General features: G+C 56.9%; 24 protein-coding genes and 1 tRNA gene. 10 read left to right on the top strand and 15 right to left on the bottom strand.

The genetic code is table 11. The annotated features are described in order from the left end of the window. Nucleotides 1-44: 44 nt before the first annotated feature. The 7 genes from addA to regB all read right to left on the bottom strand — a co-directional run bounded on the left by addA (nucleotide 45) and on the right by regB (nucleotide 11,514). Nucleotides 45-3,437, bottom strand: coding sequence for a double-strand break repair helicase AddA (addA, locus tag ACK3EW_RS18760; protein ID WP_493807373.1), 3,393 nt, complete (start codon nucleotides 3,435-3,437; stop codon nucleotides 45-47). After that, nucleotides 3,434-6,379, bottom strand: a complete 2,946-nt coding sequence (gene addB, locus ACK3EW_RS18755) for a double-strand break repair protein AddB (protein WP_493807372.1) — start codon at nucleotides 6,377-6,379, stop codon at nucleotides 3,434-3,436. Before addB ends, addA begins: the two co-directional genes overlap by 4 nt. Then, nucleotides 6,372-7,052, bottom strand: a complete 681-nt coding sequence (locus tag ACK3EW_RS18750; protein WP_493807371.1) for a nucleotidyltransferase family protein — start codon at nucleotides 7,050-7,052, stop codon at nucleotides 6,372-6,374. The genes addB and ACK3EW_RS18750 overlap by 8 nt, the downstream gene beginning before the upstream one ends. Then, nucleotides 7,049-8,017: an aminoglycoside phosphotransferase family protein gene (locus ACK3EW_RS18745; protein ID WP_493807370.1), complete on the bottom strand. Its 969-nt coding sequence runs from the start codon at nucleotides 8,015-8,017 to the stop codon at nucleotides 7,049-7,051. The genes ACK3EW_RS18750 and ACK3EW_RS18745 overlap by 4 nt, the downstream gene beginning before the upstream one ends. Next, on the bottom strand, nucleotides 8,014-8,487 hold the full coding sequence (gene tsaE / locus ACK3EW_RS18740; protein ID WP_493807369.1) for a tRNA (adenosine(37)-N6)-threonylcarbamoyltransferase complex ATPase subunit type 1 TsaE: 474 nt from the start codon (nucleotides 8,485-8,487) through the stop codon (nucleotides 8,014-8,016). Before tsaE ends, ACK3EW_RS18745 begins: the two co-directional genes overlap by 4 nt. 51 nt (nucleotides 8,488-8,538) lie before the next feature. Next, on the bottom strand, nucleotides 8,539-9,873 hold the full coding sequence (locus tag ACK3EW_RS18735) for a PAS-domain containing protein (protein WP_493807368.1): 1,335 nt from the start codon (nucleotides 9,871-9,873) through the stop codon (nucleotides 8,539-8,541). 255 nt (nucleotides 9,874-10,128) lie between these two features. Further along, a complete protein-coding gene (gene regB / locus ACK3EW_RS18730) occupies nucleotides 10,129-11,514 on the bottom strand; it encodes a sensor histidine kinase RegB (protein ID WP_439119317.1) in 1,386 nt (461 codons plus the stop codon). 117 nt (nucleotides 11,515-11,631) lie between these two features. Here regB and ACK3EW_RS18725 point away from each other — a divergent pair, with 117 nt between their 5' ends. Both ACK3EW_RS18725 and ACK3EW_RS18720 read left to right on the top strand, forming a co-directional pair. Continuing rightward, complete coding sequence (locus ACK3EW_RS18725) at nucleotides 11,632-12,255, top strand: SCO family protein (RefSeq protein WP_439119316.1); 624 nt, start codon at nucleotides 11,632-11,634, stop codon at nucleotides 12,253-12,255. Between the two features lie 79 nt (nucleotides 12,256-12,334). After that, nucleotides 12,335-12,889 carry an ActR/PrrA/RegA family redox response regulator transcription factor gene (locus tag ACK3EW_RS18720; RefSeq protein WP_493807367.1) on the top strand — a complete coding sequence of 185 codons (555 nt, stop codon included), beginning with the start codon at nucleotides 12,335-12,337 and terminating at the stop codon, nucleotides 12,887-12,889. Here ACK3EW_RS18720 and ACK3EW_RS18715 read toward each other — a convergent pair. Both ACK3EW_RS18715 and ACK3EW_RS18710 read right to left on the bottom strand, forming a co-directional pair. Next, nucleotides 12,886-13,047 (bottom strand): hypothetical protein, encoded by a 162-nt coding sequence (locus ACK3EW_RS18715; protein ID WP_493807366.1) that lies wholly within the window; start codon nucleotides 13,045-13,047, stop codon nucleotides 12,886-12,888. The two genes, ACK3EW_RS18720 and ACK3EW_RS18715, sit on opposite strands and share 4 nt — an antisense overlap. A gap of 322 nt (nucleotides 13,048-13,369) precedes the next feature. Beyond that, entirely contained in the window at nucleotides 13,370-13,966 is a 597-nt protein-coding gene (locus ACK3EW_RS18710; RefSeq protein ID WP_493807365.1) for a hypothetical protein, read from the bottom strand. Between the two features lie 124 nt (nucleotides 13,967-14,090). Between ACK3EW_RS18710 and ahcY the strand changes: the two genes are divergently transcribed. Both ahcY and ACK3EW_RS18700 read left to right on the top strand, forming a co-directional pair. Further along, complete coding sequence (gene ahcY / locus ACK3EW_RS18705; RefSeq protein WP_439119313.1) at nucleotides 14,091-15,479, top strand: adenosylhomocysteinase; 1,389 nt, start codon at nucleotides 14,091-14,093, stop codon at nucleotides 15,477-15,479. Between the two features lie 433 nt (nucleotides 15,480-15,912). Then, on the top strand, nucleotides 15,913-16,557 hold the full coding sequence (locus ACK3EW_RS18700; RefSeq protein WP_493807364.1) for a hypothetical protein: 645 nt from the start codon (nucleotides 15,913-15,915) through the stop codon (nucleotides 16,555-16,557). 130 nt (nucleotides 16,558-16,687) lie between these two features. Here ACK3EW_RS18700 and lysM read toward each other — a convergent pair whose 3' ends face one another. Beyond that, nucleotides 16,688-17,107, bottom strand: coding sequence for a peptidoglycan-binding protein LysM (gene lysM, locus ACK3EW_RS18695; protein ID WP_493807363.1), 420 nt, complete (start codon nucleotides 17,105-17,107; stop codon nucleotides 16,688-16,690). Nucleotides 17,108-17,290: 183 nt separating this feature from the next. On the opposite strand from lysM, the gene ACK3EW_RS18690 reads away from it, so the two are divergent. After that, a complete protein-coding gene (locus ACK3EW_RS18690; RefSeq protein WP_085627553.1) occupies nucleotides 17,291-17,632 on the top strand; it encodes a DUF2853 family protein in 342 nt (113 codons plus the stop codon). A 221-nt stretch (nucleotides 17,633-17,853) separates the two neighbouring features. Here the strand turns inward: ACK3EW_RS18690 and ACK3EW_RS18685 are convergent, their stop codons facing one another. Genes ACK3EW_RS18685 through tsaD form a run of 5 tightly spaced genes read right to left on the bottom strand, consistent with a single transcriptional unit; the run spans nucleotide 17,854 to nucleotide 20,992 of the window. Further along, the gene (locus tag ACK3EW_RS18685) at nucleotides 17,854-18,249 is read right to left on the bottom strand and encodes a DUF1761 domain-containing protein (RefSeq protein WP_493807362.1); all 396 of its coding nucleotides are present in this window, start codon (nucleotides 18,247-18,249) and stop codon (nucleotides 17,854-17,856) included. Nucleotides 18,250-18,273: 24 nt separating this feature from the next. Continuing rightward, nucleotides 18,274-18,693: an EVE domain-containing protein gene (locus ACK3EW_RS18680; RefSeq protein WP_493807361.1), complete on the bottom strand. Its 420-nt coding sequence runs from the start codon at nucleotides 18,691-18,693 to the stop codon at nucleotides 18,274-18,276. Next, nucleotides 18,690-18,965, bottom strand: coding sequence for a YciI family protein (locus ACK3EW_RS18675; RefSeq protein ID WP_493807360.1), 276 nt, complete (start codon nucleotides 18,963-18,965; stop codon nucleotides 18,690-18,692). The genes ACK3EW_RS18680 and ACK3EW_RS18675 overlap by 4 nt, the downstream gene beginning before the upstream one ends. Continuing rightward, on the bottom strand, nucleotides 18,966-19,925 hold the full coding sequence (locus ACK3EW_RS18670) for an NAD(P)H-dependent glycerol-3-phosphate dehydrogenase (protein ID WP_493807359.1): 960 nt from the start codon (nucleotides 19,923-19,925) through the stop codon (nucleotides 18,966-18,968). Then, nucleotides 19,922-20,992, bottom strand: coding sequence for a tRNA (adenosine(37)-N6)-threonylcarbamoyltransferase complex transferase subunit TsaD (tsaD, locus tag ACK3EW_RS18665; RefSeq protein ID WP_493807358.1), 1,071 nt, complete (start codon nucleotides 20,990-20,992; stop codon nucleotides 19,922-19,924). Before tsaD ends, ACK3EW_RS18670 begins: the two co-directional genes overlap by 4 nt. Before the next feature lie 74 nt (nucleotides 20,993-21,066). Between tsaD and ACK3EW_RS18660 the strand changes: the two genes are divergently transcribed. The 5 genes from ACK3EW_RS18660 to ACK3EW_RS18640 all read left to right on the top strand — a co-directional run bounded on the left by ACK3EW_RS18660 (nucleotide 21,067) and on the right by ACK3EW_RS18640 (nucleotide 25,428). Next, nucleotides 21,067-21,801, top strand: coding sequence for a uroporphyrinogen-III synthase (locus ACK3EW_RS18660; RefSeq protein ID WP_493807357.1), 735 nt, complete (start codon nucleotides 21,067-21,069; stop codon nucleotides 21,799-21,801). A 61-nt stretch (nucleotides 21,802-21,862) separates the two neighbouring features. After that, entirely contained in the window at nucleotides 21,863-23,338 is a 1,476-nt protein-coding gene (locus tag ACK3EW_RS18655) for a COG4223 family protein (protein WP_493807356.1), read from the top strand. A gap of 12 nt (nucleotides 23,339-23,350) precedes the next feature. After that, nucleotides 23,351-24,865, top strand: coding sequence for a heme biosynthesis protein HemY (locus ACK3EW_RS18650; protein WP_493807355.1), 1,515 nt, complete (start codon nucleotides 23,351-23,353; stop codon nucleotides 24,863-24,865). Nucleotides 24,866-24,939: 74 nt separating this feature from the next. After that, nucleotides 24,940-25,015 (top strand) — tRNA-Thr (locus ACK3EW_RS18645). A 152-nt stretch (nucleotides 25,016-25,167) separates the two neighbouring features. Further along, on the top strand, nucleotides 25,168-25,428 hold the full coding sequence (locus ACK3EW_RS18640; protein WP_493807354.1) for a helix-turn-helix domain-containing protein: 261 nt from the start codon (nucleotides 25,168-25,170) through the stop codon (nucleotides 25,426-25,428). Nucleotides 25,429-25,482: the final 54 nt, after the last annotated feature.

Below are 25,482 nucleotides of genomic sequence, written 5' to 3'. Positions count from 1 at the left end.
GCTCTCCTTGAGGCTCGGGCGCATGGGTCAGTCGGAACGAGAGACTAGGTAGCCTCAGATGGGCCGTCAAGGTGCCGCGCTCTCACGAGTGCTTGTGTCACACGGTTTTCCGACAACGGCATATAGGTGGCTGTCCGTGTCCAGAGGATGCCTGTCTCGATCTGCTTGTCGGGATAAATTTTGGCCAACATGGCGTGATACGCGCCCATTTGGCGTAAAAGACCTTCTGGCGTTTGCTCTTCGCTGGCAGGAACGGTGCGGTTGGTTTTAAAATCCACGGCAATCACGGCGTCATCGGTCACCAACAGTCGGTCGATCACGCCGTGCAAGCGGGCACGTGGCAAGGCATCGACCGTCGCGGTGATCGCGACTTCGGTCAACGCGGATTCCTTAAAAAACGCCTCTAGGTCGGGTGACCCGAGCACGGTAATGGCTTCGCTGATCATGTCCTCCGCCAAAGGGTGGGCGCCGACAAGGGCACGTGCGGCAGCGTCGCGGTCATTTATGGCAAGGGCAGGTAAGGTCTCTAAAAGAAGATGTATGAGCGTCCCGCGCTCCTTGGCGACCTCCGTCAGGTCCCCTTCCGCCCCGGGCAGGGCTTTGGCTCCCCCAAGATCAGAGGGGCTTAGAACGTCGGGCATGTTTGGTGGTTCGGGCGCGCGCCTTTCGAAGAACGCAGGAAGCGAAGGCTCGGGTTCTGGCGTGTCAACCGGGGCGTCGGCAATTGGGGTAGGCCAATCGGAGTGGTCAAGGCGCAAACCCTCATTCGGTCCGTCGTCCTTGAAGCCAAAGTCACAGCCAACGCCGCCAACTGATTGCAGCGTTGCCTTCACACGGTCATGCCAACTTTCTTCTGCTTTGTCCGCCGCACCCGCCGCTGCTACGACAAGCCAGCGTTCTGCACGAGTCAGGGCGACATAAAGAAGTCGGTCCTGTTCCTGTTCTTCGGCCTGCCGAGCCAGTTCCAAGGCAGTACGTTGATACGCCGCACTTGTCTTGTCGGATCCTCGCCAATGCGCAGTGCCGTCGAACTTTACAAAGGTCTCCTTGCTGGAATGCGAAGCCTTTTTGTGGGTATCCGGCAGGATGACAATCGGCGCTTCCAGACCTTTTGCACCGTGAATCGTCATGATGCGAATTCGTGCGCCTGCGCTGTCGACCGTGCGCTTGATCTCGATGTCGTCGGTCTCCATCCAGTGGAGGAACCCGGTCAAGCTTGGGAGATCCGTCTGTTCATAGGCCAAAGCCTGATTGAGCAAAGCATCTATCCCGTCTTCAGCCTCTTCTCCCAAACGTCCGATCAGTTTCTGCCGGCCCTTGTGGCGGATCAAGACACGTTCCAATAGGTCATAAGGTCTGAGAAAATCCACCTGGTCGCGGAGATCATCCAGCACCTCCAAGACAGCTGGAAATTCGTCTTTGCGATGTCTCAGTTCCTCCCAAAGGTAGGGTGACTTACGCCGGTGAGCGAGATCGAAAATTCCCTGTTCGTCGAGACCGAACAGCGGAGATCGCAGGGCAGAAGCCAGCGACAGGCTGTCCTCAGGCGTGGCGAGGAACGACAAGAGCGCGCGCAGATCCTTGACTGCAATCTCTGCCATTACCTTGAGCTTGTCGGCTCCCGCAATCGGCAGGTCCAGTGCCTTGCACGCCTTGAGGATCTCATGGAAAAGACCGCCACGGTTGCGGACGAGGATCAGGAAATCGCCGGCGTGCACGCGCCGTGCCGTCACAACACCGTTCTTTTCCCCGGTAGGAATCGCAGTCTTGTTCTCAAGCGTTTGGTGAATGAACCCTGCCACGCGCTTGGCCAGGATTACATGATGATGCGTTGGGCTGACCCGGTCGACAGGTGTGTCCCAAGGAAGTTCGTCTTTTTCTTCCTCGGCAGGTGTGATCAGTGGCCACAAATCTATGCGGCCCGGCATGCGGTCGTGAAAGGATATGTGGCTCTGATCAGGCAGAAAACCTGCATCGCCGCGGCCTTTGAACACCTCATCCACCAAGCGGAGGATTGGAACGGAGGAACGGAACGAATAGCTGAGCTGCCCATCCTGCAAGGGTGCATCAGTCGCCTGCATCTGATCGCGGAATGCAATCCGCATCGTGTCAAATTCACGGGGATCGGCACCTTGGAACGAATAAATTGACTGCTTCTTGTCGCCGACAACAAAGATCGTGCGGCGCACTGTGCTGCGTGCGCCTTCGCCAGAAGTGAATTCCTGAGCAAGTTTGTTGATCACGTCCCATTGCGCTGGGCTGGTGTCCTGTGCCTCGTCCACCAGAATATGGTCTATGCCGCCATCAAGGCGGTAAAGCACCCATTGCGCCTGCTGCCGATCGGTCAGAAGCGTTCTTGTCCGGGTGATAAGATCGTCGAAATCAAGCCAGCCGCGCGCCTGTTTGGTCTCTTCGTAACGGCGCAGAAAAGCCTCGGCAAAGCGGTGCAGCGTGGCATCCCGATCCACCGCATCGAGCGCCAGCCGCGTTTCGCGTGCCGCTTCGATCCTTTTGTAAAGATCTTCAAGCCGGTTCACGCTGGTGGCAAGTGCGCCTTTGCGCAGTTTGCCGGTCGGAGGCACGCGTTGGCTGATCGCACCTTGCTGTGTCAGCACCACACTCTCAAGTGCGAGCACCGCGTCTAGACCGCCGGTTTGCGCCTGAGCAATCGCATCTGCAAGCTTGTTGTCGGTCGCGCCACCACCCCGTAAATCAGAGACTAAACCTGACAGAAATGACAATTCATCACCGGGAAAGACCTCGGATGGCAAGGTATTGAGCGTCTGATGGGCCGCAAGTCCGTAACGGTTCATGAGGTCGTTGCTGGTCAAAGCTGGCATAAACCCATCGCGTTGGCCGACAATCGACTCAGCAAGTGTCTGCAACGGTTCGTTCGATGCGATACGCGCGATATCGCCAATCAGATCGGCCTCTGGGCCACTGGCCATATGGTCGAGGATCTGTTCGCGAAGCAATTGTGCTGTCCGGTCGTCGATTTCCTGAAACTGTGGGCTGACTCCGGCTTCGAGTGGAAACCGCCGTAGGATCGATGCGCAAAACGCATGGATCGTCTGAATGCGCAGCCCACCTGGCGTTTCGATGGCGCGGGCAAACAGGGTCCGGGCGCGGGACAGAAAATCTGTGGACAAGCTGTCTGCGGGTTCGCCCAATTCTTCCAATTGTGCCGACAGGGCGTTGTTTTCCAACATGGCCCATTGGCCCAATCGCTTGAACAGGCGGTTTTGCATCTCGCTTGCAGCCGCGTTGGTGAAGGTCAGGCACAGGATATGCTCTGGCCGCGTTCCCCGCAGCAGCAGTCGGGCCACCCGGTCGGTCAGCACGCGGGTCTTGCCTGATCCGGCATTCGCGCCCAACCATGTCGATGCAAATGGATCGGCAGCACGCACCTGTGCTTCGGTTGCATCGTTGCGGATCATGACAGAAAGACCTTTTTGGCGGGGTCCGCGGCTGTCCATTCGCCGTACCGGGACAACTGGTCATAGTCTGAACTGAAGGAGTCTTTGTGTGCCCTGTTTCGGGCTGTATAGCCGGTATCAGGGTCGCGGTAGGCTTGGATCAGAGACTTTAGCATACCGATTGTGCGATCCGGTGGGCATTCATCCAAAGGTGCTGGCACTTCGCTACCATTGCCAGACAGCGAGATGTAACGCGCTTCGCTTACAAAACGGGGGTTGAACCCGTCGAACCCGCCTTCGAGGATCAGGGCCGCTGTCACAAGCAGCTGCACGTCGAATTGAAGCTGTTGGTTCTTGGTAGGCGCTGTCCCGGTCTTGTAATCGTAGACAAATGCCTCTGAGCGGTCGTTGAGGTCAATCCGGTCGGCTTTGGCGGTGATGCGGAACGGCGGGTCCGCGATATCCATTGCGCCTTGGGATTCGAACAAAACAGGGGCCGCAGCCGATTGCCGGGCCTGTTCGTTTTCGATGAACCAATGCGCAATCTTTTCGATCCTGACACGCCACTGAATACGATCCGTCGGCCACGGCACCTCGGCATCAAGGATACGACGCGCTGTGGAAAGCAGCGTCTGTTCCGAGATAGGAACACCGTTTTTGACGGTGTCAGAGACGAATTCTTCAAACACCTTGTGAATCACCGTGCCGCGATGCATCGGGTTTGGCGCGTGTTGGATGGGGTGCAATTGCCGGAGGCGCAGTATCTTGGACGCATAGATCGCGTAGGGGTCGCGGATCAGCTTTTCGATGTTCGTGACTGACAATTCGACGGGACGTACTCTGACCGGTGGCACAGGCGACGGTCGGGGTGCTGCCGGGGTTGGAATTGGCTTTTCCAGAATCCTTCCCAACGTCAACCAGACGTGACCGCGGGCTTGCATCTCGTTGAGCGCATGAGGGCCGCCGGTGTCTGGCAAACCTCGAAGCAGGTTGGTCAGACGGTTCAGCCAACGGGAGGGTACGGTTTCCGCATCTTCGGATCGCACTGCCCGGCTCAGCCAGACTTCCTTTGCGCCGACAGCCTGCTGAAAGTCGTGTGCGGACAGGCCAATGCGCCGTTCGGGCAGTAACAGACCCGCGTTTTGGCGCATGCGACGGTTCAACCATGGATCGGCAGGAGGCGACCCCGGCCACGACTGTTCGTTCAGTCCCCCAAGGATTACAAGGTCCGCACCCATCACGCGCGCCTCGATGGTGCCCCAGATCAGGATATGGGGGTGCGGTGCATCGCGGTCGCGCACCTCGTGGCTGCGCAAAAGGTTGTCTACCAGATCGGCATAATCGCGCGCCGAGATTGTTCCGCCGAAACCGGCGTTTTCGATAAGTGTGTCGAAAGCGGCCTTACATGTTTCACCAGCCTTCTTGTTCCAGAGTTCCGACGCATCGTCACTTTTGGACCCCGCGCATATGGATTGGGCCTGTGCAATGTGCCGCGTAACATGCTCACCAAGAGGTTGTTGTGTCTTCAAGGCGGGCTGAAGGAAGCAGCGATCGATCCAGTCAAGCCATTCCTGAGCGTCGTCAGCCCCCTTCCACGCCATCAACTGTGGTAGATCGGGGTAGGGAATGCCTTTTCCTCGAATGAAAAGCTCCAACTCTGATGTCCAAAGACGGTGTTGGCCACGGTCCGCGCCACTGTGGCAGAGCGGGTGCTTCAGGAGGGTGAGCAATTGATCGGCAGTTGGGCCGTTGACCCGCAATTGTGCGATGTGCCGGAGCAACCGGCCCGGCGCGGTGAGCTGTGCAGGCGTGCCGGCGCTGTCGTCTGGCAAAATGCCCCACCGATCCAGCAGGGCGCTGACCCGGCGCGTCAACATGCGGTCCGGAGTGATCAGGGCGGCGGTGGTCTGATCTTCTGCAGCCTGACGCAACCGCATTGCAATGGCGCGGGCTTCATCGCGCGGAGATGCTGCTTCAAGCAGGGTGAGTGACTGAGTCGCCTCGGCCAAAGGTGGCAGATTTGGGCCGTCGCTCAGCCATTGGTCGGTGACCGGCGCGGGGCGCAGGGCAAGCGAGACAAGCGCATTGCGGGCAGCGCTGGGTGGCGGTGTGGGTGCCCAACGCGCAACATCGCTGTGGCGCATGTGCAGCCTTTCCAGCAAGCGCGCAAACCTGAATTGGGGATGGTCTTCGCCCTGCATCGCGTCGGTATTGCGGACATCGTTGCGCAAAACATCCCAGGTCGAATCCGGCATGTCAGAGTCGAATCCCGGGAGGATCACTGCGCCTTGGGGCAATTTTGCTGCGGCCGTCATCAACTGAAACGCGGAACCGCGTGATCCGGTCGACCCGGCGATGATGATCGGGTTTTGGGGTGGGACATCTTTCCAACGGGAAAGCTTCATGCGGAGTGCCAAGCGGTTCACAGCCGCGGCATCTGGCGTGTCGCTGTCTGTGTCGAAATAATGCGTGACGATCTGCAGGAAGCGCTGGGCGCGCTCCCAGTGCCCCGATTGATCAGTCACATCCAGCGCCGCTATATCGTCCGGGGTGACGCCTTCGGCCTGCATTTCGTCCAACAGCGCTCCAAGGCTTTCTGCAAGATCGTAGACGGCAGACCGAGGCGCAAGACCGGGATCTGCCTCGATCAATTTCCTGACCAGCTCTGCAAGCTCAAGCTGCCGCTTCAGGGCCGGTACGGGCTTTGGCAGGTGTATACGATCCAACGGGTCGGCAAGATCCGTGATCAGCCTGATCCGAGGCAGAAAGCCTGCGCCAAGACTGGCAAACACTGTTTCAATGCGACGTTGCATGCGTCGGGAGTTCACGTACAGGTCGACACGGGCCATCGCTTCGGGTGACTGGCCGGCCATGCGTAATGTCAGGCCTAACACCAAATCCTGCGCGAAATCTGCGCCGGGGAGCAAACCAAAGACCCGTGGCTTGTCGGTTACATCAAACATCTGCAGACCCAAGCATCGCTTCGGCAAGCGATATGCCGTCTGTATGTCCGACGTCGCACCACCGACCCGGATACGCAACGGCATGCAGCGCGCCTTTGGCGACCAACGCCTCCCAAACGGTTTTCAAGGAAAACACGTTTTGCGGTGTGTCAGAGACGATTTCTGTGCGGATCATCTGCACGCCGGAAAACACGGTTTGGGTGCCCCATTGCGCGTGTCCGTCGGCAAGAATGTCGATGTCGCCACGGCCTGTGTGACCGATTGTTTGGTTCTTGGGGACACACAACAGAAGCGCTTGCATGTCCTCGGACCATGCAGATTTCAACACCTGAAGCGGGTTGGGGCCATCCCATACTGCGTCTGTGTTCATCGTAAAAGCCACATCGCTCTCCAGCAGGGGAAGTGCTGCCTTCAGCCCGCCTCCGGTGTCCAAGATGTTTGGTGCTTCAACCAACACCTGAACATCGGTTCCGGCAAAATGATCGACGATCTGTTCTGACAAGTAATGGGCGTTGGCCACCACCCGTGGGGATGGAAGGTCGCGCACGAATGTCATGGCGTGCTCGATCAAAGGTGTTCCGTTAACTGCGATCAAGGGTTTGGGCCTGTCCTTGGTCAGGGCGCCCATGCGCGTACCGAAACCGGCGGCGAAAAGCATCACGGCATCGGTCATGACAAAGCTCGCAGTGTCAGACGTTCTGGCGTTGGCTCTGGGAACAGGTCGGTGATCAAGGGTTCGACCTCACGTGCAATTGGCGAAGCAAGACTGGTTTTGATGTACCGCCAGACTCTTGGGATCAGGGAGAGGTATGCCGGTTTTCCTTGTTCCATCGCGAGTCGCGCGAAGATCCCCAAAATGCGAAGGTTTCGCTGCAAACCAAGAAGGTGAAACGCGGGTAGAACGCTGGATTCACTGCGACCGGATTGGTCGATGTACCGCGCGAGTGTTTCAGCGTAACAGTTATCGCTCACGTCTCTGCGCGCATCTTGCAGTAAGGACACGAGGTCGTAGATCGGTGGCCCTTCAAGTGCGTCCTGAAAATCGAGCAATCCAACGCGGCGGACGTCATCTCGATCAGGCAGCCATATCAGGTTTTCGGCATGATAATCGCGCAGCACAAGCACCCTGTCCGGTGGCAGGTGGCGTGACAGCAGATCCGTCAGCCTCAATTGAATTTCCGATGCGCTTACGCTTGCGTTTTGGCCTAGGAGTGGCAGATAGTGGGTGAACGCAGGCTCGATCATGCGACCCAAAAGTTCGGGCGTCGCGGACGTTAGGTCACTTGGGGCGAGGCGAGTTTCCAAATGGCACAGTACATCGGTCGCGGCTGCGTATAGCGTGCATTCCATGTCTGGCTGATCCTTGGCGACACGCGCAAATTGCGCATCACCGAGATCCTCCAGCAACATCAGTTTGGACGTATGATCATAGATTTCAGGCGCCGACAAATTGACTTGGCGCAGATGTGTCGCGAGGTGTGCAAAGCAGGCGGTGTCGCCTTGTGGGTCAATCATCAGAATAGCGCGTTTCGCGCCTGAATAGAGCCTTATATAACGGCGAGACGATGCGTCACCGGCCAGCGGTTTCTGACGTGCATCCCCCCAGCCGTTGGCATCCAAAAACGAGTCGAAGATCATTCCAGTATCCCCGCGATGCGATCCGTCCATGCACGATCCGACCATGTGATACTGATTTGGCGCATATCGGTCTTTTCGGGGTCGTCGAGGCGGATGGTCAGCGCCTGTGCGGGCCGCAAATCATCCAGCCGATCCGGCCATTCCACGATGCATATCGCGGTTTCAAACGCATCGTGAAGCCCAAGTTCGACGATCTGATCGGGACCGCCAAGACGATAGAGGTCAGCGTGCCACAGCTCGCAATCTGGCAGGTCGTAGACCTGAACGATGGTAAATGTCGGAGATGGCACATCTTCGGGCACTGACAGACGTGATAGGATCAACGCGCGTGCGAAATGGCTTTTTCCGGCACCTATCTCACCTTCAAGCAAAAGCGTGTCGCCAGCACGCAGAACAGCCCCCAACCGTGTGGCAAGTCGCGCGGTTTCATCAGGCGATGTTGAAGTAAAGTCCGCGCAGTTTTGGGTCATGCCAGCATGTTTACCTGCCCTATCGGGCGCTGCAAGTTTTGAAACCTGCGTTCAGGCAGAAACGATCTGAAGCCCCTCGGAACCCTTGTGGGTGTCAAGCTGCTGAGGGCGGTGGCAAAAGCGTATGAGAGTTGCGCCGTGGCAAATCGGGTCTATCCGGCACACCAGTTCTCGTCCGTCCTTGCGGCGCAAATCGGTGTCCCAACTCGCTCTTTCAGTTGTGTTGGTAACGAAATCACGCAGTTCCGGCCAAAGAGGGCTGGGATGAAACGCCGATTTCCACGTTTGCGTGGCATCGAGTATCGTTGTCTCGGGAATACACGCGTCAGGATCGGTGTTCCAGAATGTCGCGTACGCTGTGTTGCACAGGGTCAGAATTCCCTGTGAATCAAAGACACATACCGCGTCTTCGATCATGTCGATCACGGATTGAAGCGTATCAAGCTCCACCCGATAGCCCCGTGTCAAAGACACTTCGGCAGTGATGTCGTTGAACAGGAAGGCAATGGCACCGTCGGGATAGGGCTGGCCGGTGATGTCGAAGGTCTGTCCGCTAGCGAGCGTCCAGGTTTCGCGAAACCTGTCATCGCTTGCCGCGGCAACCAGCTTGGCAAGGCGTTCACGCCAATCGTCATAGCTCTTGGGTTCCGGCATGACACGGCACTCGCGCAATTTGTCAAAGAATTCGAACAGGGCAGGGCGCACGCTGAGGAATGTGATCGGAACGCGGCTGAGATCGACGAGGGCCGGATTGAACAGCGTTAGACGTCGATCCCGATCAAAAATCGCAAGTCCTGTTGTCAGGTTTGCGAATGTCTTGGACAGTGTCTGGACAAAATTGTGCTGGGCAGCTTCTGCATGCACCATTCCGTCGATCCCGGTCGCAAAGAAAACGCATCCGTTGTCTGTGTCCTGACGGCTCACTTCCAGCCAGCGGTTCAGATCAGGCCGCGTATCAGCAGGGGCTACTTTGACACGAGTTGGCTTGGACAGGTCGGTGTCCGATAGGATTTGCGCAAGATGATCGCAAAAGGCTGCAGGGCCGTTTTGCGACTCTGCATAGTGCGAGAAAGCATCGTTGCTCCAAAGCAGAACACCGTCGCGCGACGTGAACCAGATCAGATCGGGTGCGTGTTTCACCGCATCGCAGAGTTGTTTCGACAGGATGTCTGTCTGTTTTGCCTTGAACCAGTCTATCTGATTGGTGGCTGTCGGCCGTAGGGTTAGGCGAAAGCAATCTTCGGTACGGTGAATATCGACATGAAGTTCGCCATCTTGGGATGTACGATTTAGCTCGGTCAGTTTTTTGGGCAGATCGGGCATCATTGGGTAGAGCAGACGGTGGATTACTTGCCACGACTGTGGTTCGTCCGAAGCAGATAGCATTGACCACACCCTGTCGTCGGCATCCACGAGGAGGGAGTCCTGAAACACGAGTGTTATGGGTTGAGTTGTCTCTGGCGAAGAAAGTTGGGGCTGGGGTCTGTTTCGGAGGAGACACACCCTGATTGCCAAAGCGACACTGGCCACCGTGATGATGGCCGCGGTTACATATGCTGCATTCATCAAAAGTCCCCCGGTTCGGCCATACGCCATTCAATGGCCGCAAGGTTAACCGCAGGTTAATACGACTGGAGACTTTCAGAGCTGGAAAGACGGGTTTTCGCCAATGCCTTCTCCTTTTGGCAAACTTGGCGGCACAATTGCGTCGCGCGGCCAGACCACCTCGACGATGGCACCCCGGCGCTGTGTAGAAACGTTATTGCGATCTCCGCCGTTGGCAAAGCTCAATTCCGCACCCGAGCGCTGAAGCAGGGTCTTGGCAATGAACAGCCCAAGTCCCATGCCTTCGTATTCCGGGCGCGCCTTGCGGTCTCGGTCGGTTTTTCGGTTCCTGACGAACGGATCACCAATCCGGCCAAGCATGTTCGTTGGATAACCCGGCCCGTCATCCAAAATGCGAATGGAGACGGTATTTTCGGTCCAATGCGCTTCGACCCAGACTGTTGCGCGGGCGAAATCGACAGCATTCTGGATCAGGTTGCGAAGGCCGTGGATGATTTCGGGGCGCCGCAAGGCGAGCGGAGGATCAAAGTCTTCTTCCGTGCCATGAGGTTCAATGAGAACGTCTTTCCCGCGACTTAAATGGGGTTCAGCAGCTTCACGGATCACCTCCATCAAAGGCGCAGACCGGATTTGGAGATCTTGTTTGCCTGCACGCCCCATGGATTGCAGGATATCGCGACAGCGGTTTGCCTGTTCGCGGATGAGCCGTGCGTCCTCTTGCAGGTCTGGCTGGTCGGACAGTTCTTCAATCAGTTCTGCGCTTGTCAGTTTGATCGTGGCCAGCGGCGTGCCAAGCTCATGCGCTGCGGCCGCAACCACGCCGCCGAGATTGTTGAGCATCTGCGTCCGGCTGAGCGCCATCTGGGTTGCCACAACAGCGTCACCCATCGAATTCATTTCCTCGGTGATCTGGCGTGCATAAAGCGACAAAAAGACCACCGCGATGGTGATCGCAATCCATTGGCCGAAAACAAACACATCTGCGATGCGCATGATGAACCCTTGTTCGGTGCGCAGCGGCAAATGGAAAAACACCATCAGCGTCACCAGAGTCAAAGCTGTTGCTCCGATGATGATCGTTGATCTGAGGGTCATGATCGTCGCCGAAACGATCACTGGCCCAAGGACCAGGATCGTGAACGGATTGTGTAGACCGCCTGTCAAATACAAGAGGAAACACAGTTGCAACAGATCGAACAGGACCATGAGAAAATTCTCGGCCTCGTTCAGACGCTTGTTTTCTGGGAAGACGAAAATGGCGATCAAGTTGCCGACAATCGAGACGCCGACGGCCAAGTAGCACAGGCCGAGTTCAAGTTGCAGGTTGTAAAGCTTTTGCGCCAGTGTGATTGCCGCCAGTTGTCCAACGATGGCGAACCACCGCAACCAAATCATGGTTCGCAGGCGAATAAAGCTGCCGCGCTGGCGTTCCTGGAAGATACCGAACTCGGATTCCGTCATCTGCGCCCTTTCGCCTCTTGCCCCGGATTTCAAAATCCTTACCTCAACATCGACAGAGCATAGGCAAGCCAATTCTGATGAGAAAGGCTTTGTTCATGCACATGCGAAGGAGATCCCATGGTACGTTTGGCAGCGATTTCAGCTGGCGTGGCAATTGTCGCGCTGATGGGCGGGGTTTGGTATGCAAGCCAGCCTTCTGAAGGGGAGGACAAGTACGCATCCTGCCGCAATACGCAGGTCGCGGGTGGGTCGGATACGATAGGCGGACCCTTTACCTTGGTAAATTCTGCGGGTGAGACCGTCACCAACAAAGATGTGATCACAAAGCCGTCGCTGATTTATTTCGGCTATACGTTTTGCCCGGATGTATGCCCTCTGGATACCGTTCGGAATGCCGAGGCGGTTGATCTTCTGGCCGAGCAGGGCAATGAGGTCACGCCGGTTTTCATCTCGATCGACCCCAAGCGTGATACGCCCGAAGTCGTCGGTGACTTTGCAGCCAATCTGCATGAAAACATGATCGGACTGACCGGCTCTGAAGAACAGGTAAAGGCAGCCAGTCAAGCTTACCGCACCTATTTCCGCGCACAGCCGGCAGACGATGAATATTACCTCGTCGACCACTCGACCTTCACCTATCTCGTCATGCCGGAGGATGGGTTCGTCGAGTTCTTTCGCCGCGAACTAACCCCCGAACAGGTCGCCGAACGGACGTCGTGCTTTCTTGACGCCGCAAGTTAGCGGGTCATTTGTGCGTTGATGTTGGAAAATTCGCCGGTAATACTGGCGGATAACGCAAACGCGACGGGAGGGAACCACGGTGAGCGAGCGTACCATCGACGATCTGGGTGACGACAAGAGCCTGCTTCTTGTGGACGACGACGAGCCGTTTCTGCGCAGGCTGGCCAAGGCGATGGAGAAGCGCGGCTTCGAGGTGGAAACAGCCCAATCGGTCACGGCAGGCTCTGCCATAGCAACTGCGCGTCCCCCGGCTTACGCCGTTGTCGATCTTCGATTGGAGGATGGGAACGGTCTTGATGTGGTCGAGGTCATTCGAGACAAGCGTCCGGACAGTCGGGTTGTGGTTCTGACCGGATACGGTGCGATTGCCACGGCTGTTGCGGCGGTCAAGATCGGCGCGACGGATTATCTGTCCAAACCCGCAGACGCGACGGATATCACAAACGCTTTGCTGGCCAAGGGAGACGTTCTGCCCCCGCCACCAGAGAACCCGATGAGCGCGGATCGCGTTCGTTGGGAGCATATCCAGCGTGTTTACGAGCTTTGTGATCGCAACGTGTCCGAGACAGCGCGCCGCTTGAACATGCATCGCCGCACTTTGCAACGCATCCTTGCAAAACGGTCGCCGCGCTAAGTCAGATCATAGCGTTTGCTGACCTTGTCGACCAATGCGCCATTGCTCAACTGCTGTTTTGGGTGATGCGCGTAGTCATCGAACCCACGGCTTTGATAATAGGCCAATCCTCCGCCGTTATCGGCGCGGATCGTTGCGTTGATCCAGCGATATCCCAAGGATTTTGCGGCTGTTCTAGATGCCTCGAACAGCTTTGAGCCGACGCCAAGACCAGTTTTTCCCAATCGCACAAAACTCGCAATGTCACAGGCCTCGGGCGGAAGATCGGGGTGCGGTTCGAGAAACTGAACCCAAGGATGTGCCCTGCGTCATTCTCCGCAACATGCCATGCCGACCTGGCCGGGTCGCGACCCATCCATTCCAGAATGATGTCTCGCGATACAGGCTTTGTACGCGCCGTGGTACCACCTTTTTTGACGATGGCATCCAAAAGTTCCGCCATTTGCCGGGCATCCAAAGCTCCGGCACGACGAATTGTGATCACACCATTTCTCCGATCAGTGCAGAGTGGCGCGAGGTGAAGTCGTTTCGTACATTGACCGGGGCTCGTAGCACAATCGACAGGTCAGCAATCAAGTCCAAATCAGGTGCGCCAAAGAATTTGTCTGCTTCCGAGCGAGTGAATCCTGCGATTTGGGTCGCCTCCATCCATGCGCTGATCCGGTCTGCCTTCTTGATCTGCTTCTTCAACTTGGCTGGAGTCACGGCAGGCAAACCAAACCGTATATGAATCGCCGCCGTTAACCGATCATCAAGCGCTCCATATCCCGGGCCTACCGCTGCCTTCACGGGCGAAATCATATCACCGATCACGTATTCCGGTGCGTCATGCAAAAGTGCGGTTAGCCGTTCTGCGGCGGTTGCTTTGGGGCAGAGCCGCGCAAACAGGGTTTCAACAAGCAAAGAATGCTCGGCCACCGAATAGGCGTAGTCGCCAAAGGTTTGACCGTTCCAGCGCGCGACAAAGGCCAGTCCGTGGGCGATATCCTCGATCTCGATATCGACTGGGGTCGGGTCCAGCAGGTCAAGCCGTCGGCCCGAAAGCATGCGTTGCCACGCGCGTGGTGGTTTTGCCATGATGCGCCTCGTTTTTGTCTTGGGTAGAATGCTGCTGGCTGGTTGTAAACAACCGTGCATTGCCGGGGCAGGGACCACGTGCTACCTGCCTTCACAATCAAGGTTGACATGTGGAGTGCCGGGAATGGCCAAAGATTATATCGTCAAGGACATCGCGCTGGCCGGATACGGCCGCAAGGAACTGGATATTGCGGAAACCGAAATGCCGGGGCTCATGGCGCTGCGCGAAGAATACGGTGCCGAAAAGCCACTGTCCGGGGCGCGCATTGTCGGATCCCTGCATATGACGATCCAGACGGCTGTGCTGATCGAAACGCTGACCGCTTTGGGTGCCGATGTGCGCTGGGCGTCCTGCAACATCTTCTCGACCCAGGATCACGCGGCGGCGGCCATCGCAGAGGCGGGCGTTCCTGTGTTTGCGATCAAAGGTCAGACGCTGGAAGAGCATTGGGATTATCTCGACAAGTCGTTCATGTTCCCTGAAGGCGCGAACATGATCCTCGACGATGGCGGCGACGCGACGCTCTATGTTCTTTTGGGCGCACGCGCCGAAGCGGGTGAAGAGATCATCCCGGTGCCGCAATCCGAAGAAGAAGAGGTGATCAAGAAGCAGATCGCCAAGCGGATGTCAGAAACCCCCGGCTGGTTCACCAAGACCCGCGATGCGATCAAAGGCGTGTCCGAGGAAACGACGACGGGCGTGCATCGTTTGTATGAATTGCACAAGAACGGTCAGCTGCCGTTCCCGGCGATCAATGTGAATGACAGCGTCACGAAGTCGAAATTCGACAACAAGTACGGCTGCAAGGAATCTCTGGTCGACGGCATCCGCCGCGCCACCGATACGATGATGGCGGGTAAGGTCGCTGTGGTTTGTGGCTATGGTGATGTGGGCAAAGGTTCGGCTGCGTCCCTGTCTGGTGCCGGTGCCCGTGTGAAGGTGACCGAGGCCGACCCGATCTGTGCGCTTCAGGCGGCAATGGACGGGTTCGAGGTTGTTCTGCTGGAAGACGTGATCGACAGCGCGGACATCTTCATCACCACCACGGGCAACAAGGATGTGATCCGTATCGAGCATATGCGCGAGATGAAGGACATGGCCATCGTCGGCAACATCGGCCACTTCGACAACGAAATTCAGGTGGCAAGCCTGCGTAACCATAAGTGGACGAACATCAAGGAGCAGGTAGACATGATCGAGATGCCCTCTGGCAACCGCATCATTCTGCTCTCCGAAGGTCGTCTGCTGAACCTCGGCAATGCCACGGGCCACCCGTCCTTCGTGATGTCCGCCAGCTTTACCAATCAGGTGCTGGCGCAGATCGAGCTGTGGAAGAATGGCGGCCAATACGAGAACCAAGTTTACATCCTGCCAAAGCATCTGGACGAAAAAGTAGCCCGTCTGCACTTGGGCCGCATCGGTGTCAAACTGACCCAATTGTCTCCGGAACAGGCGGCCTATATCGGTGTGACCCCCGAAGGTCCGTTCAAGCCGGAACACTATCGGTACTAAGCCGATCGGCAAGAAATGGCGCATTGAATAGGAAAGGCCCGGCGTGAATGACCGGGCCTTTTTCATTCTGTGTCAGGCCTGTAGTGCTTCAATCCAATTTCAGTCAGCAAAAGGCGCTCGCTTGAGGCCGATGCTGACGACGAAAGGCTTTTGAGGAATCGCGGCGGCGTGGTCTCATACACCCATTCGCTACTATTTATTTTTCATTTGAGGTTGAGATGGGCAATTACCGCGACCATCCGGCGATCAAGGGAATTCGTAATGCCAACTTCCCGAGGTTCAAGCCAGAACTGTGGTGTTCGGAATTTGTTGAAATTTGCCACGCCCTTCCGGTGCGACTGCCAGGAGGAGGTGTGAAAAGGTTGCCATCACACGCTACAAGTCAGGCACTGGAGGGGGCGCTTACAAACGTGCAGGGACGCTCAGAGGGCAATTGCAAAAGAACCCGGAAGTCAAAAAGAACAACCACGCTAAGAATTGGCTGGATGTCTCAAAACATCGAATACGGATGGCATTTTGTGGACATGCCACACTCGAGGAAATCTCGCTTTTATGTGAGCTCTCGTTGAAGGCGGGTCTTGTCTCGGCAGATCGTTTGCAGGCTTGGATCGACCAAGATCAGGAGATCGGGTTGGATTGCAATGGATTTACCAATGCATATTACACAGCCATCGGCTGTTTTCTTGAGAAACCAATTCACTATCACAACAAGTACAAGCAGATCGCAGGAGTCGCGCATAGTTGGTACGATATTGACTACGACAGTGTCGTTTTATGGGCGCGCCCGAAAGTGTCGGGCGACCAGAAAAAAGACCTTTGGGAAGTCATTCCAAACGGTCACAAAGAGCCGGACCATCATGCCCATATCGGGGTGATTGACCATGTGTTGAACGATGAGGTGCTTTTTTGTCAGCACGGCTCAAATGTAGGACCCAGGATATCAACCTACAAAATTGTTTCAGAGCCGCCCAGCAAGAAAAAAGGTAAAGAAGTCTGGTATTTGCGCGAGATTGGAAAGCCAAAAGCGCAGACTTTGATCCTTACCAAGCCCATGCAGACATTTGCCGCCGGTGAATAGTTTCGCCCAACATGAGCAAACACGAAAAAGCAGCGGTTTGCTGGTCCTTCCGAAGCTTTCGGACCGGGCAAACCGCTGACATTATTCGTTCAGAAAGCGAGCTGCATGAAGAGACCTCCAGGCAGCTATTTTATGCTTCTTGCGGAATGCGCAGAACCTGACCCGGATAAATCTTGTCCGGATGGCTAAGCATCGGGCGGTTTGCCTCAAAGATCGCGTTGTACTTTGAGCCATTGCCCATCGTTTTCTCGGCAATCGCCCAAAGTGTGTCACCCTTCACGACCTCGTGGAACACCGGTTCGTCCGTCGTGTCTGCCTCGACTGCTGAAACGCCTTCGACGTTGCCAACGGCCAGGATGACCTTTTCACGTTCTTCCTGGGTCATGTCCCCGCCCGAGACCACGACCTTGTCCCCGTCGACCTTGATTTCCGCACCTTTGGTGTCGAGTCCCAGATCGGCAACTTCCTTTTCAAGAATGGCTGCTGTCGGCAGGTCGTCTTTGCCGACCAACTTGCGGCCAGCCGATTTCACAAAATTCCAAAGGCCCATACGCCCCTCCAATGTCTGTTATCCCAGCCATAATCCCGTGGCTTTCGAACCCACTCTAGGGGGAAAACACGCCGCTGAAACGCAAAATGTGATTAATCGTTGCCGGATCCTTTGGTTTTTGCCACCTTTCCCAACGTAGGGGGCCGGTCCTCCGGGGAACCAAGACTTCACCGGGAGACAGTGATGGGTAAGAGAGACGATTTGATCGCAAAGTATGCGGACGACCTGAAGAACAAGTGCGGCATGACACCGGACATGGACCTTTTAACCAAGGTGACCATCGGCTGCGGACCAGCCATTTACAACGACGACGCGTCGACGGTCGCGGGATCGCAGGCGTCCGAGCTTGAAACGGTCAAGACCAATTTCCTTGTCAAAAAGCTTGGTTTGAAGGACGGCCCGGAATTGATGGACGCGATCAATTCGGTCATCGAGACCTATGGAAAGTCCGAGCGGAACAAGTATCGGGCGGTGGTCTATTATATGCTGACCAAGCATTTCGGCAAAGAGTCCGTGTACGGTTGATCCATCCGCAAAGGATCAAGATGGGGCGTTCCTGTAGGAGCGCCCTTATTCTTTGGAGTTGAGACAAATGCATCAGACTTCGCGTTTGGAAAGTTGCACGCAGTGACGTAGGTTAGACGGTGACGGTCAGGATGACCGAAACCATATTCAGTTTACGCGCGTGGTGACTTGGGAGCGCGGGGACGGAGGGTTTCGGCACAGGCCGAGCCCTCCGTTTATATTCAGAATAGGGGTATCACGGCGCCGATCACTGCCGATCCAAAAGCCGCATAGCCCGCATCGATCAGCGTCAGCTTGAACGGCCGACCCGCAAACCCGTAATTGGTGGCAAGCCACGGAGCTGCAAAACATGCCCCGATGCCAAGGCCAGAGGTAAATCCTTTGCCAACAGTGACGATGTCCAGCATGTCGAAGGCATAATACATGGTTGCCGCAACGACCATCGCCGAGGTGATGCTGATCACATACGGCAGCGCGGTTTTCCGATTGGCGGGTCTGCCTGTGTCATCGGTTGCAACACCCGAGGCGGCAATCCACGGTTTGGCAAAGATGCTGTACCACGCCGCGCCAAACGCCCAGCCTGCAAGACCAGCTAAAACTATAGGGAGTATGGGCATGTCCATTTCTTTATTCCGCGCGCGTTACCCAGCCAAACCAGCAAGATCGCAAATGATCCGCCATTCCGTGTCCGTAACGGGCTGTACGGAAAGGCGCGAATTGTTCACGAGCACCATGTCGGACAACCGTTCATCCGCCTTGATCTGATCAAGTGTGACGGCCGTTTTCACCGCATCCAATGCCTTGATGTCCACGCATTCCCAGCGGTCGTCATCCGTCTTGCTGTCTGGGTGGGCTTCGGAAATCACTTCGATGGTACCGACAATCGCTTTTTCGGATTGCGAATGATAGAAAAAGCCTTGATCGCCGATCTTCATCTCGCGCATGAAATTGCGGGCCTGGTAGTTGCGCACGCCGTCCCATTCTTCCCCGGCATCGCCTTTGGCGACCTGATCCTCCCAAGACCAAGTGGACGGTTCGGATTTGAACAGCCAGTATCTCATCCGCCGATCACACGCTTCCAGGGGATAAGATCGACACTCTCGAACAGTCCCGCCTTCGCATAAGGGTCGCCGTCGGCCCAGCCTTGCGCGGCGGCCATATCGGCCACGTCCAGGATCACCAGAGATCCGATCATCTGCTCCGCGTCATCCAGCAGTGGCCCGGCCTGATTCACAACGCCGGTGGCGTCGATATAGGCCAGATGGGACTCGCGATTGGCTTTGCGGATATCCAAAGCGCCGGGTTTGTCGCGCGCGATCAGGGCGATAAGCATTCATTCTTCCTTCAGTGGTCGGGTCATCAAAGAGTCTATGGCATCCTTGACCGTCGTTGAACCCTCGACAAGTCTGGCCACGATGTTGGTGATCGGTGTGTCGATCTCTTTCTGGCGCGCGATCTTGGACATGGCCTGCGCCGTCGCAGCACCTTCGACGGTGATTTTCGGATCAAAGGCGTCGCCGCGACCGAGGGAAACCCCAAGACGGTAGTTGCGTGACAGGTCGGATGTGCAGGTTAGGGCAAGGTCTCCAAGACCAGACAGTCCTGCAAGAGTGTCGGTGCGCGCGCCCAGAGCTCGCCCTATCCTTTGCATTTCTGCAAAGCCGCGGGTCATCGTCGCCGCCCGTGCGCTGTCGCCCAGACCAGCACCAATCACGGCACCGCAGGCGATGGCCATGACGTTTTTCAACGCGCCGCCCAGTTCGGCGCCAATTGTGTCGGTTGTGCGATAAAGCCTAAGAGTGGGCGTCGTCAGAGCAGCCTGCAGTCTAGCGCCGGACGGTGCATCCTTGCACGCCAGCGTTAGCGCGGTGGGGCGGCCGATGGCAATGTCCGCAGCAAAGCTGGGGCCGGTGAGGATTGCGGTCATCATATTGGGCGAGGCGTCGTTTAGCACACCCGTCGGGCCAAGACCGGTGCTCAGTTCGATGCCTTTGCAGCAGGCCACCCAAGGTGTTTCGGTCTTGTGCGGAAGGACCGAGATCGCTGCGCGCATGTGCTGCAAGGGAACGGCGATCAAGAGGGCTTTGCCACCCATGATCGCGCCCAGATCCTGCGCAACCTTTAGGCTGTCTGGGAAAACTGCATCAGGCAAATAGGCACTGTTGCACCGCAACTTGTCCAAATTTTGGGCCTGTTCAGAAGTGCGGCACCACAATGTGACGGGCTGCCCGGTCTTTGCTAGCGCGATCGCCAACGCCGTGCCGAATGCGCCGGCGCCCATGATACCGATCACGCCTTAGCCCCTTTTTTACCGCTGCCCAGCGCCGCCGGGGCCACCCGGTCAAGTGGCCATCTGGGGCGCGCGGTCAAGGTCAGGTCATCTGCGCCGTCTAATGCAAATTTCTCGGCTCCTGCGAATGCGATCATCGCGGCGTTGTCGGTGCAGAGCGCGAGTGGAGGCGCCACGAAGGCCAAGCCGTTCTGGTTGGAAAGTGTCTCTAGAGCTGCCCGAAGTTGTGTATTGGCAGCAACACCCCCAGCCACCGCAAACCCCGTGATGCCGGTGCAGCCGATCACAGCGCGTCGGGATTTCTCGACCAGTACATCGCGGATGGCAGCCTGAAATCCAGCACAAAGGTCGCTGATATCTTGCGCGTGTAAGCCGCCCTGATTTGAAACCAGTTGATCGCGCTGGCGGAGCAATGCGGTCTTGAGACCAGAAAAGGACAGGTCGCATCCCGGGCGATCCAACAGTGGCCGGGGAAAGACAAATCGCGTTTCATCGCCGGACAGTGCGGATGTTTCAACTGATGGGCCGCCCGGCTGGGGCAATCCAAGCAAGCGCGCGGTCTTGTCGAAGGCTTCGCCCGGTGCGTCGTCGATTGTGCTGCCAAGTCGCACAAACGACGTTGGCCCATCGACACGCAGGAATTGGCAATGTCCTCCGGACACCAAAAGGATCAAGTAAGGATACTCCATCCCGTCGGTAAGCCGTGGTGTCAGCGCGTGTCCGGCAAGGTGATTGACCCCAATCAGCGGTTTGCCGGTCGCCGCGCTCAAGCCCTTGGCCATCATCACTCCCGACAGCACACCTCCGATCAATCCCGGTCCCGCGGTGACTGCAATCGCGTCGATACCGCTTAGCGCGATCTTTGCATCGGTCAGCGCCTGTTCGATACAGATATCCAGCTTTTCCGCATGCGCCCTTGCGGCGATTTCCGGTACGACGCCCCCGTATGCTGCGTGCAGCGCGGTTTGTTCCGCCACAACCGAAGACAAGATCCTACGACCACGCACCACTGCGGCGGCGGTATCATCGCAGCTGCTTTCCAGCCCCAAAATGGTGATATCGCGACCCATTCGAGTTTCCGTTGCACCTATGAGGCTCAGCAGTTACCACCCTTGGTTGCTGCTCACAACAATCCCGGATGGACATGGATGATCAACGCCCTCTTCTGCTTCTGACGCGCCCGCAGGCGTCATCAGAGGCGTTTTGGGCCGCTCTTCCAGAGGAAACTCGGGATTCTGCAGATTTTTTAATCAATCCTCTTTTGTCGATCCACGTATCGGGACCATTGCCCGATCTCTCCGGGGTCACCGGGTTGATCTTCACATCTGCAAACGCTCTTGATGCTTATGCGACTTTAGGGGGGCCGGTGCTTGATATTCCCGCGATTGCCGTTGGGCCTGCGACTGGTGCAGCGATACAGGCGTTTGGTTTTAGGGCGGATGTTGCAGGGGGGACTGCAGAGCAAGTGATCGAACACGTACTGAACCACGGCTACACAGGCCCTTTGCTTCACGTGCGCGGTGACAACGCGATTGGAGACGTCGCGCATCGTCTGAGCGCGGCGGGCGTGGAAACCAGGGAAGCTGTTCTATATACACAGAAGCTTGAACCCTTCTCTGCGGCGACTCGGGAGGCTTTGTCGCAAGACAGACCGATCATAGCACCGGTATTCTCGCCAAGGACGGCAAGACAGCTTGGTCGCGAATCGATAGGTATTGACTGCATCCGATTTGCTGCGATCAGTCGCGCCGTTGCTGATGTGCTGCCCAAAGATACGGCACAGAGAACGAGAATATCGCGGCGGCCGGATCGCGACGGGATGGTGGAGTTGGTGAAGGATATGGTCACGGACACCGCGAGTCTTGAGCGTCGGCTGTGACGGTTGTAAGGTAAAGTTGACATAGCTGTCGCGCAAACTTGACAGATTGAAGGATTAACCGGTGGCGAAACGCAAGAGCACGGACAAAACCTCAAAAGACGAAACTGACCAAAAGGTCGAAACGGATCGCGCGCCAGATCAGTCAGACGCTTCGGAAACTGAACCAACGGATTTGGAGGTTGCCGCCGAAGCCGTTGAAGCAGTTGAGGTTTATGCTCCTGCCGACGACACGAAGGAGTCCGAAACGGCACAAGAAGGCGCCCCTGCCGACGTAACGCCGACAGTCACGGACGACGTAGTTGAGCAGGCTGAACCCAAGGATGACGCGCTTGAAGAAACGCCTGCGCAAACGGAGGTCGGTGCCGAATCTGCAGAAGCTGACCCGGACAACATACCCGCCGATGGGGCTGTCGCGGACGATCATCTGACGGAAGAAGAAGCGGAAAAACTGATCGAAGAAGCCGAGTCCGTCGAAGGTCATCCGGATGAGTCCAAGACAGCGGCCGAACCAGAAACACCGCCCGTCGCGCCACAGGTGATCAAGGAAACAACAATCGAACGCAAAGGTGGCTTGGTTCCGATGTTGGTCGGTGGCGCAGCGGCTGCCGTGTTGGGATATGGTGTTGCGGCCTATTCATCTAAGGCCGTCTGGCCATTCGATGCAGCGACAGACACGTCTTTCGAAGACGAGGTTCGCGGTGCGCTGACCACACAAGACGGTGCGCTATCTGATCTTGGTGCGCGGCTGTCGTCACTGGAAGGGATGGAACCGCCAAGCGTTGATTTGACCCCTGTCGAGGATCAGATCGCTGCGGTCCAGGCTACGGCTGCAGACTTGACAACGCGGCTTGATGAAATCGTATCTCGGATTGACACTCTCGAACGCCAACCGCTTGAAAGCTCGGTTTCGGAAGAGGCCATTGCCGCTTATGAGCGTGCATTGGCAGACCTGCAGGCCGAAATCGAAACGCAACGTGTCGAAGTGGCGCAAATGGCGCAGGACGCCGTTGCGGCTGAAGAAAACGCTGAGGAAAAAGCGCTATTGGCAGCCTCCCGCGCGGCCTTGGCAGAGCTTACAACCGCACTGAATAACGGAGCATCATTCTCAGGCGCCGTGGCAGTTCTTGAATCGAACGGGGTGGTGGTGCCAGAGGCCATCGCGTCACTGGCAGATGAAGGTGTGCCGACCCAAACCAGCCTGAACGAGACGTTCCCAGAAGCCGCCCGCGCCGCACTGAGTGCCGCGCGGAGTGTAGATACCGAAGGCGCCGAAGGCATTGGCCGGGTCACGACGTTCTTTGCCAACCAGCTTGGAGCGCGATCTGTCGCGCCAAAAGAAGGTGATGATCCCGACGCCGTGCTTTCCCGCGCCGAAGCGGCTGTGCGATCCGGTGATTTGAGCACTGCTTTGTCGGAATTGTCTGGATTGCCTGACGTCGCACAAGAAGCCCTCGCTGACTGGCAGGCCCGCGCAGAAACCCGCCTCGCGGCGACATCCGCTGCGGACGAACTCGTCCAGCAACTGCTTCAGGAATAAGGGAGGCGTCCGATGCTTTGGTCTCTTTTCAAGATCGTACTTTTTGTCGTCATCGTCGCTGCTTTGACACTGGGCGCCGGCTTTCTCATGGAAAGCAACGGTGGGATCCAGATCACCGCCGGGGGCACGGAATTCACCTTGGGGCCGCTTCAATCCGTAATTGCGGCCCTTGTCGCAATCCTGGTTGTGTGGCTATTCCTTAAGCTTTTTGCGCTGTTGATTGCCACGTTGAAGTTCATCAACGGCGACGAAACCGCGATTTCGCGGTACTTTGACCGCAACCGGGAGCGCAAAGGCTTTCAAGCCCTGAGTGAAGGCCTGATGGCACTTGCTTCGGGAGAAGGGCGTCTGGCGATGGCTAAGGCGTCGAAGGCCGAGAAATACCTTCACAAGCCCGAATTGACCGATCTGATCACAGCGCAGGCTGCTGAAATGACGGGCGACCGGAAGAAAGCCGAAGAGGTGTACAAGCGGCTGGTTCAAAACGAAGCCACCCGCTTTGTTGGTGTGCGCGGACTGATGAAACAAAAGCTCGACGCCGGGGATACCGACACCGCGTTGAAGTTGGCCGAACGGGCATTTGCCATCAAGCCGAAACATGAAGAAGTACAGGACACACTGCTGCGCCTTCAGGCAAAAAATGCCGACTGGTCAGGAGCCCGAAAGACCTTGAACGCGAAGCTGAAGCACGGCGCCTTGCCGCGTGATGTGCACAAGCGACGCGATGCCGTGTTAGCCTTGTCCGAGGCAAAGGGCATTCTTGACGAGGGCAAGACCATCGAGGCGCAGGAGGCTGCGATTGCCGCCAACAAGTCCTCGCCTGACCTTATCCCAGCCGCTGCCATGGCAGCGCGTAGCCATATTGCGCAGGGTCGTTCCAAATACGCGGTTCGTATCCTCAAGAAAGCGTGGCAGGTACAGCCGCATCCCGATCTTGCAGCCGCCTTTGCCGAGATAGAACCGAATGAAACACCTCAGGCGCGGTTGCAGCGTTTCAGGCAAATTACCGCCATGCGGCCTGAACACCGCGAAACAAAGTTGCTTTTGGCAGAACTGAACCTTGCCGCTGAGGACTTTCCCGAAGCGCGACGTTCTTTGGGCGACCTTGCTGAAACCCAGCCGGACACGCGGGTTCTAGCTATCGCAGCTGCGATTGAGCGCGGCGAGGGTGCATCGGACGCAGTTGTTCGTGGTTGGCTTGCGCGCGCGTTGACGGCACCCAGAGGGCCACAATGGGTGTGCGACAATTGTAAGACCATCCACGGCGAATGGACCCCGGTCTGTAACACCTGTGAGAGCTTTGACACGCTAAGTTGGACCACCCCACCGCAGAGCGAAACGGTGCTTCCCGCCGGCGCCGAAATGCTGCCGCTTATCGTAGGGTCGATCGAAGACAAATCCGAACCGATTGAACAAGCAGAGGTCATTGATCCTGAGCCGTCCCAGAGCACGGATGCGGCGTCTTCCGAACTCGACGCCGATGAAGCAACAGTGACGAGCGCGCCGGAACCTGAAAAGGTCAAATAGCACTTTTCCTGCGCAGTGGGCGGTGCTAACAGCCCTGCCAATCCGATTCTGATATGCGTTTTATCATCGGATTGGCCGCTGTAGCTCAGCTGGTAGAGCACGTCATTCGTAATGATGGGGTCGGGGGTTCGAGTCCCTTCAGCGGCACCAGTTTCATTCAATGGGTTGCGGATATGTGCTTGAACTCCCTATCCGGTGACCCGAAGCGTGATCAAAGGTCATCAATCGCCAAGGCGATAGATTCTCGCAATCCCAAGCTCCTGCACATTATGCGCGAGATGTATGCGAATATCTAAGACCCATTGCTGCTGGAAGAATTGGCTGAAAGCGCAGGTGTGTCGCGCCGCCATATGGAAAGAATGTTTACCAAGTCGCTGGGCGAAGCACCGGCGTCCACATATCGGAAAATCAAGCTGGATAAGGCGCGAGCCCTATTGGCTGAAACCGATCTGTCGGTGATCGACGTTGCAGCTGCGACGGGGTTCAGTTCAGCCAACATTCTGACACGCCATTTCAAGGCACGCTATGGTGAAACCCCATACGGAAAACCCCGAAAAATTTGACGACGGGTGCGAAGGTGATTTCCTTAACCAACATAACTGCCCGAAGCGGTGTCT

It is taken from the genome of Marivita sp. NO-S04, assembly GCF_059070475.1.
This window is presented reverse-complemented; position numbering and strand designations above follow the sequence as displayed.